This is a genomic window from Geodermatophilus sp. SYSU D00758 (assembly GCF_054049955.1).
Genome location: NZ_JBJGYK010000053.1, coordinates 16,528 through 30,912, shown reverse-complemented (window position 1 = coordinate 30,912; position 14,385 = coordinate 16,528). Strand labels below are relative to the sequence as shown.

The following is a 14,385-nucleotide window of genomic DNA, read 5'->3' as shown; positions in this document are numbered from 1 at the left end:
GCCAGGCGACGTTGAACACCGCCGCGGCGTAGCTGATCGACCAGCCGTCCTCGACGATCGCGCGGGCGAGCTTGAGACGGTGGCGTGGAGTCAGGGCGGCATTAGCGTGGGCCACGAGGACCTCCGGATCGTGTGAGTGGTCGCCTTCAGCAGCTCCACTCCACGTCCGGAGGTCCTCCCTCCACAAGATCAGTCAGTCAGATCGTGTGGTCACACGTCCTCGACCAACGTTGCTGGTCAGTACAACTAGAAGGGCCCCCTGCCCCCCGCCACTCGCAGGCTCGCGGCGGGACCCTGCAGGAGGCCGCCGTGCTCCCCACCCCTCGCAGGCTCGGGGCGGTGCCCGGGACGGGGCCACCCTGCCCCCGCCTCCTGCCTGTCTGCCGTCACACGTCCGGCCGGGCCCCGGGGTGCCGGCGGGGTGGGAGAGTGGGGTCGCTGGGCACGACGGGCGGGAGGCAGCGGTGGACCACGGTCAGCACTCGGGCATGTGGGTGCCCGCCGAGCCGCCGACGTGGGGCCGGATGTTCCTGCCCCACGTCGACGCGTGGTCGGTGCTGGCGGTGCTGAGCCTGATCGGGGCGGTGGCCTACCTGGTCGCGCACGTGCGGCTGCGCCGCACCGGCGTCGCCTGGCCGTGGTGGCGGCTGGCCTCCTGGCTGGCCGGCTGCGCGGCGCTCTTCGCCGTGACCGGCACCTGGCTCAACGGCTACAGCATGGTGCTGTTCAGCGTGCACATGGCCCAGCACATGGTGCTGTCGATGGTGGCGCCGCTGCTGCTGCTCATGGGCGCGCCCGTGACGCTGGCACTGCGCACGCTGCCCCGCGGCAAGGGGCTGGCCGGCGTCCCCCGGGCGCTGCTCCTCGACGCCCTGCACAGCCGGATCGCCCGGTTCGTCTCGCACCCGGCCTTCACGCTGCCGCTGTTCCTGGTCAGCCTCTACGGCGTCTACTTCACCCCGCTGTTCGACGCGCTGATGTCCGACCCGTTCGGGCACCAGTTCATGCTGGCCCACTTCACCGTCACCGGCTTGCTGTTCTTCGGCCCGATCCTCGGCCAGGACCCCTGGCCCCGCACGGCCGGGCACGGCGGGCGGATGCTCGAGCTCCTCATCCCCATGCCCCTGCACGCCTTCTTCGGCGTCGCGGTGATGATGGCCGGCTCCCTCGTCGTCCAGACCTTCGCCGACCCGCCCGCGGGCTGGGACGTGAACCCGCTGGCCGACCAGAAGACCGCCGGCAGCATCGCGTGGTCCTTCGGTGAGCTGCCGACGATCTTCGTGATGGCGATCGTGCTCTTCTCCTGGATGGGGTCGGAGGAGCGCCGGGCCCGGCGGCTGGACCGCGCCGCCGTCCGCACCGAGGACGCCGAGCTCGAGGCCTACAACGCCCGGCTGCGCGCGATGGCCGCCCGCTCCGCCGGGCCCTGAGCCGGCGCCCGCACGGGGTCGCGGTCGCCCGGCGCGCGGCCACCGGGGACGCCCCGGTCGTGGGCGGAGGGCGGCGCGGCCGTTTGCGACCATGAGCGCGTGCCGGTTGCCCTCGTGTTGACGGCGGACACGCACGTCCCCAAGCGGGCGCGTGACCTACCTCGTGCGCTGTGGGCCGCGATCGACGCGGCCGACGTGGTGGTCCACGCCGGTGACTGGGTGGACGTCGCCCTGCTCGACCGGTTCGAGGAGCGCTCGCGGCGGCTGCTGGCGGTCCACGGCAACAACGACCACGGAGCCCTGCGCGAGCGGCTCCCGGAGGTGGCCCGCGCCGAGATCGGCGGTCTCCGGTTCGCCGTCGTCCACGAGACGGGGGACAAGCGCGGCCGGGAGGAGCGCTGCGCGGCCCGCTTCCCCGACGCCGACGTCCTCGTCTTCGGGCACAGCCACATCCCCTGGGACAGCACCGCGGCCGGCGGGCTGCGGCTGCTCAACCCGGGCTCGCCCACCGACCGGCGCCGGCAGCCGCACGGCACGTACGTCACGGCCGTCGTCGACGGCGGGGTGCTCTCCGAGGTGACCCTCCACCCGGTCCCGAGGTGAGCGCCCGGCGGCCCTGGCCGCCGGGCGCGGTGGCCCTGCTGGCCTGCCCCGTGTGCGGCGGTCCGCTGGCTCCCCTCCCCGGGGACGCCGGGCTCCGCTGCCCCGCCGGCCACTCGTTCGACCGGGCCCGGCAGGGGCACGTCACGCTGCTGCCGCCGGGGCACCGGCCGCCCTCCGGCGACACCGCGGGGATGGTCGCCGACCGGGTGGCCTTCCTGACCGCCGGCCACTACCGGGAGCTCACCGCCGCCCTCGCCGACGCCGTCTTCGCCGGGGACGGGCGACCGCCGGAGGCGCTGCTCGACCTCGGCGGGGGCACCGGTCACCACCTGGCCGGCGTGCTCGGGCGCGCGCCCGGGGCCGAGGGGCTGGTCCTCGACTCGTCCCGCTACGCCGCCCGCCGCGCCGCCGGCGCGCACCCGCGGGCGATGGCCGTGGTCGCCGACAGCTGGGCCCGGCTGCCGGTGCGCGACGCCGCCGTCGACCGCGTGCTCGTGGTCTTCGCCCCCCGCAACGGGCCGGAGACCGCCCGGGTGCTGCGACCCGGCGGCCGCCTGGTCGTCGCCACGCCCGCGCCGGAGCACCTCGCCGAGATCGTGGCGCCGCTGGGCCTGCTCCGGGTCGACCCGGACAAGGCCGAGCGGCTCTCCACCGGCCTGGGCCCGCACCTGCAGGCCGCGGGGACGACCCCGGTGCGTGCGCGCCTGGAGCTGGACCGGGCGGCGGTGCGCGCGCTGGTGGGCATGGGGCCGCACGCCCGCCACCTCGGGCCCGGGGCCCTCGACCGGGCGGTGGCGGGGCTGCCGGAGCGGACCCCGGTGACCTTGGCCGTCGATGTCGGGACCTGGGTGCGCTCGGGGTGAGCGGCGGGACCCCGGTCACGGTTCGGCTGCAGGGCCGCCACGCTCCTCCCGGTGCCCGGGAGGAGGTCTGCGGCACCGTCTAAGCTCGCGACCGTGACGATCGCACCCGCACCGATCGTGAGCCGGCCGAGCCCGGCTCACGAGGTCGAGAAGGGCTCGCGGCTCTCGAACCTGCTGCGGACCACCGACCACAAGACCATCGGCCTGATGTACCTGGCCACGTCGTTCTTCTGGTTCGTGATCGGTGGCCTGATGGCCCTGCTCATGCGCGGTGAGCTGGGCCAGCCGGGGCTGCAGTTCCTCTCGCCCGAGCAGTACAACCAGCTGGTCACCATGCACGGCACGGTGATGCTGCTGTTCTTCGCCACGCCGCTGTTCTTCGCGTTCTCGAACCTGATCATGCCGCTGCAGATCGGCGCGCCGGACGTGGCGTTCCCGCGGCTGAACAGCTTCTCCTACTGGCTGTTCCTCTTCGGCAGCACGATCGCCGTCTCCGGGTTCTTCACCCCCGGCGGCGCCGCCGACTTCGGCTGGTACGCCTACACCCCGCTGTCCAGCGTCGTGCACTCCCCGGGTGCGGGTGCCGACCTGTGGATCGCCGGCCTGGCCGTGTCCGGGCTGGGCACCATCCTCGGTGGCGTCAACTTCATCGCCACGATCGTCTGCCTGCGGGCGCCGGGGATGACGCTGTTCCGGATGCCGATCTTCTGCTGGAACACCCTGGTCACCAGCCTGCTGGTCCTGCTGGCCTTCCCGATCCTCACCGCGGCGCTGTTCGCCCTCCTCGCCGACCGCCAGCTGGGTGCGCTGGTGTACTCGCCCGAGAACGGCGGGCCGATGCTGTGGCAGCACCTGTTCTGGTTCTTCGGCCACCCCGAGGTCTACATCATCGCGCTGCCGTTCTTCGGCATCGTCACCGAGATCATCCCGGTGTTCAGCCGCAAGCCGCTGTTCGGCTACAAGGGCATGGTCTTCGCGACCATCGCCATCGGCGGCCTGTCGCTGACCGTGTGGGCGCACCACATGTACGCCACCGGCGCGGTGCTGCTGCCGTTCTTCGCGTTCCTCACCTACCTGATCGCCGTGCCGACCGGGATCAAGTTCTTCAACTGGATCGGCACCATGTGGCGGGGGCAGCTGACCTTCGAGACCCCGATGCTGTTCTCGATCGGGTTCATGGTCACCTTCCTGCTGGGCGGCCTGACCGGGGTGCTGCTGGCCTCCCCGCCGCTGGACTGGCACGTCAACGACAGCTACTTCGTCGTCGCGCACTTCCACTACGTCGTCTTCGGGACCGTGGTCTTCGCCGCCTACGCGGGGGTCTACTTCTGGTTCCCGAAGATGTGCGGCCGGATGATGGACGAGCGGCTGGGCAAGCTCCACTTCTGGCTGACCTTCGTCGGCTTCCACGCCACGTTCCTCATCCAGCACTGGCTGGGCAACGAGGGCATGCCGCGCCGGTACGTCAACTACCTGCCCACCGACGGCTTCACCACCATGCACGTGGTCTCCACCATCGGGTCCTTCGTGCTCGGCGCCTCGACGATCCCGTTCTTCTACAACGTCTGGAAGTCCTGGCGGTACGGCCCGCTGGCGCTGCGGGACGACCCCTGGGGCCACGGCAACTCGCTGGAGTGGGCGACCTCGTCGCCGCCGCCGCGGCACAACTTCACCGAGATCCCGCGGATCCGCTCCGAGCGCCCGGCGTTCGAGGCCCACTACCCGCACCTGCTCGACCGGCTGGAGGCCGAGAAGCACGTGGGCAAGCGGCACGAGCCCTTCGGCGGGGTCAGCGAGATGGGGCTCACCGGAGGTGGCCGGCACGGCAGCCGGGACCCCGACCCCACCTGAGCAAGGACCCCGTCCTCCCCACCCCTCGCAGGCTCGGGGCGGGACCCGGGACGGGGCCACCCTGCCCCCCGCCACTCGCAGGCTCGCGGCGGGGCCCTGCAGGGGGGCCGCCCGCCCTCCCGGAGGACCACGCGGCGACGCCCCGCCGGCCACGGCCGGCGGGGCGTCGCCGCGTCCGCGGCAGGGGAGCCCCCGGGCGGCCGGTCGCCCGCCGTGCGGCACGATGGCGGCCGTGCCGCTGGACCCCAACCCCCGCACCATCCCGGAGCCACCGGCCGACGGAGCCCGTGCCCTGCTCACCGTGACCGGCGCCGACCGGCCCGGTGTCACCGCCCGGCTCTTCTCCGCCCTGGCCGGGAACGGCTCGGGCGGTCCCGCGGTCGAGGTGGTCGACGTCGAGCAGGTCGTCGTCCACGGCCAGCTCGTCCTGGGGGTCGTCGTGCGCGCCTCGGAGGAGACCGACGAGGCCGCCTTCCTCACCCACCTGGGCGGGCTGGCGGAGGAGGTCGGCGCGGCCACCGGCGTCCGGGTCGCCGTGGAGGCGGCCCCCGACGGCGGGCTGGACGCCGCGCCCGCCGGCCGGCTGCACCACGTGATCGTGCTGGGGCGACCGGTGCCGCCGGCGGCCGTTGCGGGCGCAGCGTCGGCGATCGCCGGGGTGGGCGGCAACATCGACGCGATCCGCCGGCTGTCGGACTACCCGGTCACCTCCTTCGAGCTGACCGTCTCCGGCGCGGAGGGGGTCGCCCTGCGCGGCGCCCTGGCCTCCGTGGCCGCCGGGACGGGGGCCGACATCGCCGTCGAGCAGGTCGGGCTGGCCCGGCGGGCCAAGCGGCTCATCGTGCTCGACGTGGACTCGACCCTGGTGCGCGGCGAGGTCATCGACGAGCTCGCCGAGCGCGCCGGCCGGGCCGCGGAGGTCGCCCGGATCACCGCCGCCGCCATGAACGGCGAGCTGGACTTCGCGGAGTCGCTGCGGGCCCGGGTCGCGGCGCTGGCCGGGCTACCGGTAGGGGTGCTCGACGAGGTCCGCGAGGCCCTGGTGCTGACCCCCGGCGCGCGCACGCTGATCCGCACCCTGCAGCGGCTGGGGTTCCGCTGCGGCATCGTCAGCGGCGGGTTCACCCAGATCACCGACCCGCTCGCCGACCAGCTCGGCCTGGACTTCGCCGCGGCCAACACCCTCGAGGTCGCCGGTGGCCGGCTCACCGGCGGGCTGGTCGGCGAGATCGTCGACCGCGCCGGCAAGGCCCGGGCGCTCGAGCGGTTCGCCGACGAGTACGGCATCCCGATGGACCAGACGGTGGCGGTCGGGGACGGTGCCAACGACCTCGACATGCTCGGTGTGGCCGGGCTCGGCATCGCGTTCAACGCCAAGCCCTACGTCCGCGAGCAGGCGCACACCGCGCTCAACCAGCCGTACCTGGACGCCGTCCTCCAGGTGCTGGGGTTCACCCGCGAGGAGGTCCTCGACGCCGTGTGACCGGTCCGGGACCCGCGGACCGGTCCGGGACCCGCAGGCCGGCCCGGTTCAGGAGTGCCGCACCGGCCGGTGCACGTCCCCGGTCAGCTCCACCCCGGCCCCGCGGAGCTGGTCGAGCGCCGCCTCGGTGGTCGCCTCGGTCACGCCCGCGGTGAGGGGGAGGAGCACCCGGGTGGCGAAGCCCTCCCGGACGGCGTCCAGCGCGGTGGCCCGGACGCAGTGGTCCGCGGTGAGCCCCGCGATGTCGACGGCGTCCACCCCGCGGGCCCGCAACCAGTCGGCCAGCGCCACCCCGTCCGCCCGGCCCTCGAACCCGGAGTACGCCGCGGCGTACTCGCCCTTGTCGAAGACGGCCTCGATGGGGCCGCGGTCCAGCCGCGGGTGCAGCTCCTCGCCCCCGGAACCGACCACGCAGTGCGCCGGCCACGTGTCGACGTAGTCCGGCGCCTCGGCGAAGTGCCCGCCGGGGTCGACGTGGTGGTCGCGGGTGGCGACCACGTGTTCGTACTCCTCGCCGCTGGTCCGCAGGTGCTCGGTGATCCGGGCGGCGACCTCGGCCCCGCCGTCGACCGCCAGGCTGCCGCCCTCGGTGAAGTCGTTCTGCACGTCCACGACCAGCAGTGCGCGGGTCATCACCGGTCCTCCTCTCGGCTCAGGCCGTCAGCGTCTCGATCGCGCAGTCGCCGCGGGAGAGCGCGAAGGCCTCCTGCGGCAGCGCCCCCCGGGCCTGCGCGTGGTGCGCCCGCGCCGTGGCCAGCAGCTCGTGCGGGGAGCGGTCGTCGCAGAGCGCGCCGCCCCGGACCAGCGGCACGAGCAGCTCGCGGTCGCCGTCCCGGGCCAGGACGGGCTCGCTGGTGACCACCTCCGCGGTGGCCACGCCGTCCGCACCGTGCCGCCGGACGGCGGTCTTCCGGCCGCCCACCGAGTTCTTCCCCTCGGAACGCTTGGCGACCGGCACGCCGTCCCGCTCGACCAGCTTGTAGACCATCCCCGCCGCCGGGGCCCCGGACCCGGTGACCAGCGAGGTGCCCACGCCGTAGCCGTCCACCGGCGCGGCCATGAGCCCGGCGATGGCGTACTCGTCGAGGTCGCTGGTGACGATGACCCGCGTGCGGTGCGCACCGAGCTCGTCGAGCAGGGCGCGGGCGCGGGTGGCCAGCGTGGGCAGGTCCCCGGAGTCGAGCCGGATCGCACCCAGCTCGGGGCCGGCCACCCGCACCGCCGTGCGGATGCCCTGCTCGACGTCGTAGGTGTCGACCAGCAGCGTGGTGCCGACCCCCAGCGTGGCCACCTGGGCGCGGAAGGCCGACTCCTCGTCGTCGTGCAGGAGGGTGAACGCGTGCGCGCTGGTGCCCGCCGTGGGGACGCCGTACCGACGGCCGGCCTCCAGGTTCGAGGTGGTGGCGAAGCCGACCAGGTGGGCGGCCCGCGCGCAGGCGACCGCCGACTCCTCGTGGGTGCGCCGTGACCCCATCTCGATGCACGGGCGCTCGCAGGCCGCGGTGACCATGCGGGCTGCCGCGGAGGCGATCGCGCTGTCGTGGTTGAGCACCGACAGCACCAGCGTCTCCAGCAGCACGGCCTCGGCGAAGGAGGCGCGGACGCTGAGCACGGGGGAGCCGGGGAAGTAGAGCTCGCCCTCGGCGTAGCCGTCGACGTCGCCGCTGAAGCGGAAGTCGGCCAACCAGTCCAGCAGGTGGGGGTCGGTGAGCCCCTGCTCCCGCAGCGCGGCCAGCTCGTCGTCCCCGAACCGGAAGCGGGGCAGCATCTCCAGCAGCCGCCCGGTGCCGGCCACGACGCCGTAGCGGCGGCCGTGCGGCAGCCGGCGGGCGAACACCTCGAAGACGCAGTCGCGGGAGGCCGTCCCGTCGGCGAGCGCGGCGGCCACCATCGTGAGCTCGTACCGGTCGGTGAGCAGCGCTGGTCCGGGTGGCATGGCCCCGGAGCCTAGGCCGGTCGGCGGGGGTCCACCGCCGGAGGAGCCTCGTCCTAGAGTGGGGGCGTGGCCGCACCGCTCGCGCCCGCACGGACGCCCGAGGAGACCGTCGAGGAGCACGGCGACCTCGACCGCCCGTGGGTGACCATCGTCTGGAACGACCCGGTCAACCTCATGAACTACGTGACCTACGTGCTGCAGGAGCTGTTCGGCTACGACGAGCCCACAGCGACGACACTGATGCTGCAGGTCCACCACGAGGGCCGGGCCGTCGTCAGCTCCGGGCCCCGGGAGCGGATGGAGCACGACACCAGCCGGCTGCACGCCTACGGGCTGTGGGCCAGCTACCAGCGGGACTCGTGAGGCCCTTCCGACGCCGCGGCGACGCGGTCGAGGCACGCCTGGAGCCCGCGGAGGCCGGCATCGTCGGCCTGCTGCTCGACCAGCTCGAGCAGCTGCTGACCGCCGAGGCCGCCGACGTCGCCGGGGACCCGGTCCTCGAGCGGCTCTTCCCGGCCGGGCACCGCGGGGATGCGGAGCTGGCCGCCGAGTACCGGGAGCTCACCGAGGACTCGCTGCGCGGCGGCAAGGCCGACGACCTCGCCACCGTGCGGGCCACCCTGCCCCCGCGGGGCGGCGTCGTCCGCCTCGACCCCGACCAGGCCGGCGCCTGGCTGCGCACCAGCAACGACCTGCGGCTGGCCCTGGGCACCCGGCTCGACGTGCAGGAGGACACCGAGCCGCCGGAGGACCTCACCTCCGAGGAGGGCCAGCAGCTGGCCGTCTACTACTGGCTCACCGGCCTGCAGGGGTCGCTCGTCGACGCGCTCGCCGGCGGTCGTGCCGGCCGAAGGTGAGCAGCACCAGCGCCACCAGCAGCAGGTCCAGGACGAAGAACACCGACACGAGGCTCGGCATCTCCACGTCCCGCACCATCGCCCCGACCGCGGAGACGAGGACGACGGCCGAGAGCAGCAGCACCAGCAGCAGGGTCAGCGACCGGATGGTGACCAGCAGCACCAGCGAGGCCCGGTCGGCGGCCACGTCGCTGCTGTAGTGCCCGCTGCGCCGCAGCACCCCGCGGGCGCCGAGGGCGAGGGCCGGCAGGGCGAGGAGCAGGACACCGGCGACCATCAGCACCTCGAGCAGCACGGTGGGCACCGTATCGGGGTGTCCGGACGCCGCCGACCAGGTCGCGCGCCCGTCCCGGGGCCCGGTCGGCGGAGCGGCGGCCCCGTCGCGGGGCCTGCGCGGCGAGCGGTGGACGGGGGCCTTCTAGACTGGGCACGTGCTGCGCATCGACCGCGCGACCTACGACGCCATCGTGGCCCACGCCCGGGAGGACCACCCGGACGAGGCCTGCGGCGTCGTCGCCGGGCCCGAGGGCAGCGACCGCCCGGAGCGGTTCATCCCGATGCTCAACGCCGCGCGGTCGCCCACGTTCTACGAGTTCGACTCGCAGGACCTGCTGCGGCTCTACCGCGACATGGACGACCGCGACGAGGTCCCGGTGGTCATCTACCACTCGCACACGGCCACCGAGGCCTACCCCTCGCGCACCGACATCAGCTACGCCTCGGAGCCCGACGCCCACTACGTGCTGGTCTCCACGCGCCACCACGGGGGGCAGACCGGCCTGTCCGGCGACGAGGTCGAGTTCCGCAGCTTCCGCATCGTCGGCGGCGAGGTGAGCGAGGAGGACGTCGAGGTCGTCGAGTCCTACCTGTTCGGGCACTCGCCGACCACCGTCGTCTACGACTGAGGAAGGACCCTCCTGCCCCCCACCGCTCGCAGGCTCGCGGCGGGCCCTGCAGGAGGGCCGGGCCGCCCGCCCCCGGAATGCCCCGCCGCGGGCGGGCGTTGCCCGTCCAGACGCACCGACCCCGTGCACGCCTGCCGTGGGTCGGCCCCCCCAGCACAGAGGAGAACGCAGACGCCATGGCCATCGAGGTCCGGATCCCGACCATCCTGCGCACCCACACCGGCGGCAGCAAGACCGTCGAGGGCGACGGCGACACCCTGGGCGCGCTCGTCGACGACCTCGACGCGAAGCACCCCGGCCTGAAGAACCGCCTCGTGACCGAGGAGGGCAAGCTGCACCGCTTCGTCAACGTCTACGTCAACGACGAGGACGTCCGCTTCACCGGCGCGCTGGACACCCAGGTGAAGGACGGCGACTCGGTGACGATCCTCCCGGCGGTCGCCGGCGGCTGCTGAGCGGCGCCGCCCGCCCCGCGACCGCCCCCGCCCGTCCCCGGAGATCCCATGGCCCGCTTCGCCTCCCTCGTCGACTCGCTCGGCGGCACCCCGCTCGTGGGGCTGCCGACGCTGTCGCCGACCCCCGACGTCCGGCTGTGGGCCAAGCTCGAGGACCACAACCCCACCGGGTCGATCAAGGACCGCGCGGCCATCTCGATGATCGAGGCGGCCGAGAAGGAGGGCCGGCTCAAGCCGGGTGACACCATCCTCGAGCCGACCAGCGGGAACACCGGCATCTCGCTGGCGATGGTGGCCCGGCAGCGCGGCTACCGGCTGATCTGCGTCATGCCGGAGAACACCTCCGTGGAGCGGCGCCAGCTGCTGGAGATGTACGGCGCGCAGATCATCAGCTCCCCGGCGGCGGGCGGCTCCAACCAGGCGGTCGCGGTGGCCAAGGGCCTGGCCGCCGAGCACGACGACTGGGTGATGCTCTACCAGTACGGCAACCCGGCCAACGCCGAGGCGCACTACACCGGGACCGGCCCGGAGATCCTCGCCGACCTCCCCTCGATCACCCACTTCGTCGCCGGGCTGGGCACGACCGGCACGCTCATGGGCTGCTCGCGCTACTTCCGCGAGCACAAGCCCGACGTCCGGGTCATCGCCGCCGAGCCCCGCTACGGCGAGCTGGTGTACGGCCTGCGCAACATCGACGAGGGGTTCGTGCCGGAGCTCTACGACCCGGAACTGCTCGACTCCCGGTTCAGCGTCGGCCCGCAGGACGCCGTCCGCCGGACCCGCCAGCTGGTGGAGCAGGAGGGCATCTTCGCCGGCATCTCGACCGGCGCGATCCTGCACGCGGCGCTGGGCATCGCCGACAAGGAGGTCGCGGCCGGGCGCCGGGCCGACATCGTCTTCATCGTCTGCGACGGCGGGTGGAAGTACCTCTCGACCGGCGCCTACGCCGGCACCCTGGACGAGGCCACGGCCGCCCTGGAGGGCCAGCTCTGGGCCTGAACCGGGCGTGAGCCCGGTCTCCCGACCCCTGCGGCTAGCCTCACCTGCGTCGTCGGCGTCGCAGCGAGGGGCGGTCGGGTGAGGCTCACGGTGGTCGGCTGCTCGGGGAGCGGTCCGGGACCGACGTCCCCTGCGTCGAGCTACCTGGTCGAGCACGACGGCTTCCGCGTGCTGCTCGACCTGGGCAACGGCGCCTTCGGGACGCTGCAGGCCCTCGCCGACCCGGCCACGGTCGATGCGCTGTACCTGTCGCACCTGCACGCCGACCACTGCCTCGACGTGGCCCCGTTCGTCGTCTGGCACCGCTACTCGGGCCGCTCCCGGCGTCGGCCGGTGCCGCTCTACGCCCCGGCCGGCGCCGACCGGCGGCTGGCGGCGGCCTACTACGGCGACGGCGCGCCGCTGGAGGACGTCTTCGACTTCGCGGTCCTCACGGGTGCGCCGTTCGACCTCGGGCCCTTCCGGGTGCAGACGGTCCGCACCGCGCACCCGGTCGAGTGCCACGCCGTCCGGCTGACCGCCGGTGGCCGGTCGCTGGTGTACACCGGGGACACCGGCGCCAGCGCCGACGTCGTCGGGCTCGCCCGGGGGGCCGACGTCCTCCTGGCCGAGGCGGCGCACCCCGACGTCCCGGGCCTGCCGCCGGACCTGCACCTCACCGGCCGCGAGGCCGGGGAGCACGCCGCGGCCGCCGGGGTGGACCGGCTGCTGCTGACCCACGTGCCCGCCTGGGTGGACGCCGGTGCCCAGCTCAGCGACGCCCGGGCGGTGTTCCCCTCCGCCGAGCTGGTCACGCCCGGCGCCACCTACGACGTCTGAGGCCCGGCGACCCCTGCGCGGACCGGGTGAGCCGGTCCACGACCGGTCCCGGCCGAGCGCCGGTGGCGGCCCGGGACCGCCTGTTGCCCCGGGGACGCCCGGCGGGCACGGTGGGCCGGTGGTCGACGACGAACGGGACGGCGTCCGGCTGACCAGCCTGGACTCGGAGCTGGGCGACGGCCTCGGGGTGACCAAGGGCGACCTGGTCGACCACCTCGACGCGTTCGCCGACCGGCTGGTGCCGCAGCTGGCCGGGCGCCCGCTGTCGGTGGTGCGGGTCCGCCCCGGGCAGCAGCCGTTCGTGCAGCGCAACGTGCCCAAGGGCGCCCCGGACTGGGTGCGCAACGTGCCGGTGTGGTCGGCCGCCGCGCACCGGGAGGTGCACATGGTGCTCTGCGACGACCGCCGCACGCTGCTGTGGTTGGCCAACCAGCGGGCGGTCGAGCTGCACGTCCCCTTCCTGCCCGCCGGGGCCGAGCGGCCGACCGGGCTGGTGGTGGACCTCGACCCGCCCGAGGGCGCCGACTTCGACGTGGTGGTGCGCGCGGCCGGGCTGGTGCGCCGGGCCCTCGCCGACGCCGGTCTGGGCGGTGCCGTGAAGACCAGCGGGTCCAAGGGCGTGCACGTCGTCGTGCCGGTGCGGGGGGCGCCGGTGGAGGACGTCGCCGCCGCCACCCGCGCGCTGGCCGTCCGGTCGGAGCGGCTCGACCCGGAGCTGGCGACCACCGCCTACATCCGCGAGGACCGCCACGGCCGGGTCTTCCTCGACGCGACCCGGTCGGGGACCTCGACGATCGTCGCCGCCTACAGCCCCCGGGCCCGGCCCGGCCTGCCGGTGTCGGCTCCGGTGCGGTGGGAGGACCTGCCGGCCGCGCGGCCCGGCGGGGTCACCGTGCGGACGGCGGGGGAGCTGCTGGAGCAGGAGGCCTGGTCGTCGTTGCTGCCCGCCCCGCAGGACCTGCCGGCCGACCTGGTCGAGGAGGGCCGGGCCATCCCGCCGGCCCGGGTCCAGGCGATGCACGAGGGACGTCGCCGGGCACGGGCGCGGCGCGCGGACGGCGCGGGCTGACGACCCGGAGCCGGCGTCCACAACCGCGCGCCGGTCCACAGCCGGACCCGGCACCGGGCGCGTCCCGTCGCACCCCCCACGCACGCTGCCCGGCATGACGACCGATCCGCAGACCACCGCCTGGCTCGACCAGGAGGACGCCCACCTCGCCCAGGTCATCCGCTCCTCGCGCTGGGCGGTTCAGTACGTCGGTGCCGGCGACCGGCCCGACGAGCCCGCGTTCGGATACACCATCGGCCTGTTCGGCATGGGTCACCCCGAGCTGGTCGTCGTCGGCCTCGACGCCGACTCCGCGCACGGCGTCCTGCAGCGCACGGCCGGTGAGGTGGCCGCCGGCCGCGACCTGCTGCCGGGGGAGCTGCTCAGCTGGCCCGACTGGGAGGGCGTCCTCGTCGTCGAGGTCTGCCCGAACCCCGGGGAGGTCGTCCTGGGCGCCAACCGCTTCTACCAGCGGCCGCCCGAGTACTCCGTGCCCGCCCACCAGCTGGCCTGGCGGCACCGCGACGGCCACTTCCCCTGGGAACCGGGCTACGCCTGCGGGCCGGAGTGCCAGCCCCGGCCGGGGACGTGGCGGGCGTGACGTGCGGTGGGTGCGGTCACCGGCCCGGCCGGGACGACGTCAGCCGAGGCCCAGGTCGCGCCGCAGCTTGGCCACGTGGCCGGTCGCCTTGACGTTGTAGGCGGCCTTCTCGATGCGCCCCTCGGCGTCGACCACGAAGGTCGAGCGGATCACGCCCACGACCTCCTTGCCGTAGAGCTTCTTGGTCCCGTAGGCGCCGTAGGCCTGCAGCACCTGCTTGTCGACGTCGGAGACCAGGGTGATGCCGAGGTCCTCCTTCTCGCGGAAGCGCAGCAGCTTCTCCGGCGGGTCGGGGGAGATGCCGATGATGTCCAGACCGGCCTCGGCCAGCTCGCCCGCGGCGGCGGTGAAGTCGACGGCCTGCGTGGTGCAGCCCGGGGTCATCGCCGCCGGGTAGCAGTAGAGGATGACGCGGCGGCCCCGGTGGTCGGCCAGCGAGACGGGGTTGCCGTCGGCGTCGGGCAGCGTGAACTCCGGCGCCGGGTCGCCGGGGGAGAGGCGGACGGGGGCGCTGGCGGCGCTGTCGGTCATGTGC

Annotated in this window: 17 protein-coding genes and 1 pseudogene; 13 read left to right on the top strand and 5 right to left on the bottom strand. The window is 74.5% G+C overall.

Annotated elements, in window-relative coordinates:
* A pseudogene (locus tag ACI8AC_RS22975) lies at positions 1-115 on the bottom strand (IS481 family transposase); the annotation flags it as partial.
* Between the two features lie 349 nt (positions 116-464).
* Between ACI8AC_RS22975 and ACI8AC_RS22970 the strand changes: the two are divergent.
* The 5 genes from ACI8AC_RS22970 (at position 465) to serB (ending at position 6,230) form a co-directional block, all read left to right on the top strand.
* Positions 465-1,430: a cytochrome c oxidase assembly protein gene (locus ACI8AC_RS22970; protein ID WP_456900168.1), complete on the top strand. Its 966-nt coding sequence runs from the start codon at positions 465-467 to the stop codon at positions 1,428-1,430.
* A 99-nt stretch (positions 1,431-1,529) separates the two neighbouring features.
* Positions 1,530-2,033 carry a metallophosphoesterase family protein gene (locus ACI8AC_RS22965; protein ID WP_456900167.1) on the top strand — a complete coding sequence of 168 codons (504 nt, stop codon included), beginning with the start codon at positions 1,530-1,532 and terminating at the stop codon, positions 2,031-2,033.
* A gap of 29 nt (positions 2,034-2,062) precedes the next feature.
* A complete protein-coding gene (locus tag ACI8AC_RS22960) occupies positions 2,063-2,896 on the top strand; it encodes a putative RNA methyltransferase (RefSeq protein ID WP_456900169.1) in 834 nt (277 codons plus the stop codon).
* Between the two features lie 93 nt (positions 2,897-2,989).
* On the top strand, positions 2,990-4,747 hold the full coding sequence (gene ctaD, locus ACI8AC_RS22955; RefSeq protein WP_456900166.1) for an aa3-type cytochrome oxidase subunit I: 1,758 nt from the start codon (positions 2,990-2,992) through the stop codon (positions 4,745-4,747).
* Positions 4,748-4,970: 223 nt separating this feature from the next.
* Positions 4,971-6,230: a phosphoserine phosphatase SerB gene (gene serB / locus ACI8AC_RS22950; protein WP_456900165.1), complete on the top strand. Its 1,260-nt coding sequence runs from the start codon at positions 4,971-4,973 to the stop codon at positions 6,228-6,230.
* A 48-nt stretch (positions 6,231-6,278) separates the two neighbouring features.
* On the opposite strand, the gene ACI8AC_RS22945 is transcribed toward serB, so the two are convergent.
* Positions 6,279-6,863: an isochorismatase family protein gene (locus ACI8AC_RS22945; protein ID WP_456900164.1), complete on the bottom strand. Its 585-nt coding sequence runs from the start codon at positions 6,861-6,863 to the stop codon at positions 6,279-6,281.
* 19 nt (positions 6,864-6,882) lie between these two features.
* Positions 6,883-8,166, bottom strand: a complete 1,284-nt coding sequence (locus tag ACI8AC_RS22940; RefSeq protein WP_456900163.1) for a nicotinate phosphoribosyltransferase — start codon at positions 8,164-8,166, stop codon at positions 6,883-6,885.
* 66 nt (positions 8,167-8,232) lie between these two features.
* Between ACI8AC_RS22940 and clpS the strand changes: the two genes are divergently transcribed.
* A complete protein-coding gene (gene clpS, locus ACI8AC_RS22935; RefSeq protein ID WP_117378063.1) occupies positions 8,233-8,529 on the top strand; it encodes an ATP-dependent Clp protease adapter ClpS in 297 nt (98 codons plus the stop codon).
* Positions 8,526-9,023, top strand: a complete 498-nt coding sequence (locus ACI8AC_RS22930; protein ID WP_456900162.1) for a DUF2017 family protein — start codon at positions 8,526-8,528, stop codon at positions 9,021-9,023. Before clpS ends, ACI8AC_RS22930 begins: the two co-directional genes overlap by 4 nt.
* On the opposite strand, the gene ACI8AC_RS22925 is transcribed toward ACI8AC_RS22930, so the two are convergent.
* Positions 8,962-9,318: a hypothetical protein gene (locus ACI8AC_RS22925; RefSeq protein WP_456900161.1), complete on the bottom strand. Its 357-nt coding sequence runs from the start codon at positions 9,316-9,318 to the stop codon at positions 8,962-8,964. The genes ACI8AC_RS22930 and ACI8AC_RS22925 overlap by 62 nt on opposite strands.
* A 136-nt stretch (positions 9,319-9,454) precedes the next feature.
* On the opposite strand from ACI8AC_RS22925, the gene ACI8AC_RS22920 reads away from it, so the two are divergent.
* The 6 genes from ACI8AC_RS22920 to ACI8AC_RS22895 all read left to right on the top strand — a co-directional run bounded on the left by ACI8AC_RS22920 (position 9,455) and on the right by ACI8AC_RS22895 (position 13,850).
* Positions 9,455-9,928: a Mov34/MPN/PAD-1 family protein gene (locus tag ACI8AC_RS22920; RefSeq protein ID WP_456900160.1), complete on the top strand. Its 474-nt coding sequence runs from the start codon at positions 9,455-9,457 to the stop codon at positions 9,926-9,928.
* A 176-nt stretch (positions 9,929-10,104) separates the two neighbouring features.
* Positions 10,105-10,383: a ubiquitin-like small modifier protein 1 gene (locus tag ACI8AC_RS22915; protein ID WP_456900159.1), complete on the top strand. Its 279-nt coding sequence runs from the start codon at positions 10,105-10,107 to the stop codon at positions 10,381-10,383.
* Positions 10,384-10,431: 48 nt separating this feature from the next.
* Positions 10,432-11,382 (top strand): PLP-dependent cysteine synthase family protein, encoded by a 951-nt coding sequence (locus ACI8AC_RS22910; RefSeq protein ID WP_117378067.1) that lies wholly within the window; start codon positions 10,432-10,434, stop codon positions 11,380-11,382.
* Between the two features lie 78 nt (positions 11,383-11,460).
* Positions 11,461-12,201: an MBL fold metallo-hydrolase gene (locus ACI8AC_RS22905; RefSeq protein WP_456900158.1), complete on the top strand. Its 741-nt coding sequence runs from the start codon at positions 11,461-11,463 to the stop codon at positions 12,199-12,201.
* Positions 12,202-12,319: 118 nt separating this feature from the next.
* Positions 12,320-13,270 (top strand): DNA polymerase domain-containing protein, encoded by a 951-nt coding sequence (locus ACI8AC_RS22900; protein ID WP_456900157.1) that lies wholly within the window; start codon positions 12,320-12,322, stop codon positions 13,268-13,270.
* Between the two features lie 94 nt (positions 13,271-13,364).
* Positions 13,365-13,850 carry a DUF4262 domain-containing protein gene (locus tag ACI8AC_RS22895; protein WP_456900156.1) on the top strand — a complete coding sequence of 162 codons (486 nt, stop codon included), beginning with the start codon at positions 13,365-13,367 and terminating at the stop codon, positions 13,848-13,850.
* Between the two features lie 39 nt (positions 13,851-13,889).
* Here ACI8AC_RS22895 and bcp read toward each other — a convergent pair whose 3' ends face one another.
* Positions 13,890-14,381 (bottom strand): thioredoxin-dependent thiol peroxidase, encoded by a 492-nt coding sequence (gene bcp, locus ACI8AC_RS22890; protein ID WP_456900155.1) that lies wholly within the window; start codon positions 14,379-14,381, stop codon positions 13,890-13,892.
* Positions 14,382-14,385: the final 4 nt, after the last annotated feature.